Genomic DNA, 1,319 nt, shown 5'->3' on the forward strand with positions numbered 1-1,319 from the left:
GTAAATTTGTGTAAGTGTTTTTGGGCAACTACAGATCTAAATGCAGACTACTAGATCATTGATTTAACCTATATTACTATATACATCTGGTTTGGTAAATTGATAAGCTTTTGTGGTAGGGGTAGGAAAAGACGGAGAAAATCAGAGACTAGAAAAAGACACACTGGCCTATTTTTCTACCGGAGCGCAGGGCGCATCCAACCCCTTGTTTTTCCCGAATCTCCTACTTCCAACCACCTAAGCTTTTGTTAATACGTTAAGTGAATTCTATATAGAAGTTAATTGAAAATTAACTCTATTAGGAGGTAGTTGAAGCTGATAGTTCCAGAGTTAAAGGGATTGCATATTATCTCTGAAGATTGGGGAGAAAGTCTAGATAATTTTTGGATACAGTTACATGCAGATATAGGCACTAAAGGAAAAGAGGATGTTGATATATTTGTAGTGTACGTTGTTAGTCCTAGTCGACTACAAGGTTGTGATATTGAGGTTGGCAGGGGACTTTTTATAATGAGTGATTTCAATATTAGCCTTCTTGAACAAAAAATTAAACACTTATTAGAAAACTGTAAGAGAAAAACATGGGAAGAAACAGCACTTGCTATTAACAGATATGCTTATTGGGACTATGAAAATTATCAGGAGAACAGTTAAATAAATCATGATTTTATTGAGGTGTTCCATTGAATAAAAAAATAAATTTGGTATTATTATTGTTTTTGATGTTCCAAGTTATATGGGCATTACTTTATTTCAATAATTATTTACCGGGTTTTCCCCTTTTTATAGTGAGGTTTTTTTGGCTTAGTGTAGCATTAGGAGGTATTATAACCGGTACTTTCTCTATACGGATAAAAAATAATATAGTTTTATCAATCTTAGTGGTGATTTTTGGGGTATTAATGACATGCTCTGGCTCTTGGCTTTTTTAATTACACGCATGTAAAATAAATCATGGATTTGATTGAAGGTTGACATAAGTGGAACTTTAAAATCTTTAACAAGTCAGTTGAATGTTAGTATGTTTTTAGGGAGTAAATTACATGAAGAAAGTAATTTTAACTACAGCTATTTTACTGTTAGGTTATGCGTTGACTAATTTTTTGAATTATTTTACCGAGCGTGAAGGAAAAAATATTACTAAAAATTATTATCAAGCTCTTATAAATGAAGACTATGAAAAAGCATTTGAACAATTATATGTGTATGATTATGTAGCAGGTAAACATGCTACTGAAGGGACAACATTAGCTGATAAAGAAGCTAAAGAGTTTTATATGAAGAATGTTTGTGGCAATCTAAAAATGTAGCGTTTGGCA

The 1,319-nt window shown here is 32.1% G+C and carries 2 protein-coding genes; both read left to right on the forward strand.

What is annotated here, in order from left to right; translation table 11 throughout:
* Positions 1-309: 309 nt before the first annotated feature.
* The gene (locus HMPREF0083_RS11715; protein ID WP_021621582.1) at positions 310-654 is read left to right on the forward strand and encodes an Imm8 family immunity protein; all 345 of its coding nucleotides are present in this window, start codon (positions 310-312) and stop codon (positions 652-654) included.
* A gap of 389 nt (positions 655-1,043) precedes the next feature.
* Positions 1,044-1,310, forward strand: a complete 267-nt coding sequence (locus HMPREF0083_RS11720; RefSeq protein WP_021621583.1) for a hypothetical protein — start codon at positions 1,044-1,046, stop codon at positions 1,308-1,310.
* The last annotated feature ends 9 nt before the right edge of the window (positions 1,311-1,319 follow it).

This window comes from Aneurinibacillus aneurinilyticus ATCC 12856 (assembly GCF_000466385.1).
In the GTDB taxonomy this organism is placed as follows: Bacteria; Bacillota; Bacilli; order Aneurinibacillales; family Aneurinibacillaceae; genus Aneurinibacillus; species Aneurinibacillus aneurinilyticus.

Coding starts and splice junctions, on each gene's coding strand:
- HMPREF0083_RS11720 (WP_021621583.1), top strand. CDS start 1,044: ATGAAGAAAGTAATTTTAACTACAGCTATTTTACTGTTAGGTTATGCG.